The sequence below is a fragment of the Brevibacillus sp. SIMBA_040 genome (genome assembly GCF_046535075.1).
Taxonomy (GTDB): Bacteria; Bacillota; Bacilli; order Brevibacillales; family Brevibacillaceae; genus Brevibacillus.
Genome location: NZ_JAWRXI010000048.1, coordinates 1 through 856 on the forward strand (window position 1 = coordinate 1; position 856 = coordinate 856).

Sequence of the window (856 nt, forward strand, 5' to 3'; positions counted from 1 at the left end):
CCCGTCCATTTTCGTAAGACATCCATGGTTACGAGATATAACATCTTAAGAAGGGCATCGTCTGTGGGAAACATGGCTTTTCCCTTTGTTACTTTTCGTAGTTGTCGATGATAACTCTCAATGACGTTGGTCGTATAGATCAGCTTTCGAATCTCTGGAGGATATTTAAAGAAGGTAGCAATTTCATCCCAGTTGGTACGCCAGGAACGTACCAGTAAGGGATATTTACTCCCCCAAGTTTGCTCAAACTGTTCGAGCTCTTCCAGTGCAGCTTGCTCCGTTGGAGCCTTATAAATGGGCTTTAATTCAGACGTAATCCTCTTTAAATCCTTATAAGAAACGTACTTGATCGAATTTCTAATTTGATGGATAACGCATTTCTGAATCTCTGTCTCTGGGTAACATGCAGAAATAGCCTCTGTAAAACCACGAAGGTTATCTACGCTTGTAATAAGAATATCCTGAACCCCACGGTTTTTGAGTTCATTGAGTACATACAGCCAGAATTTTGCGGATTCATTCTCACCAATCCAGATCCCAAGTACATCTTTATGACCGTCAAGGTCAATGCCAATCACCATATAGGCAGCTTTGTTTACAATAGCACCGTCTTGTTTGACTTTAAAATGAATAGCGTCTAAGAATACGACCGCATAAACCGACTGTAAGGGGCGATTTTGCCACTCTTTAATCAGAGGTACGACTTTATTCGTGACATTAGAAATAAGCGTTGGTGAGACTTCAATGCCATAGAGCTGGTGCAGATGGTCTTGGATATCACGCGTAGAAACACCTTTGGCATAGAGCGCAAGGATTTGATCTTCGATCCCTGTAACATTGGACTGATGTTTCTTTA

Annotated in this window: 1 protein-coding gene; it reads right to left on the reverse strand. The window is 41.5% G+C overall.

The window, feature by feature from the left end; all coding sequences use genetic code 11:
- The coding region (locus SB752_RS31875; protein WP_410719431.1) for an IS256 family transposase at positions 1-856 on the reverse strand (856 nt) is incomplete at both ends.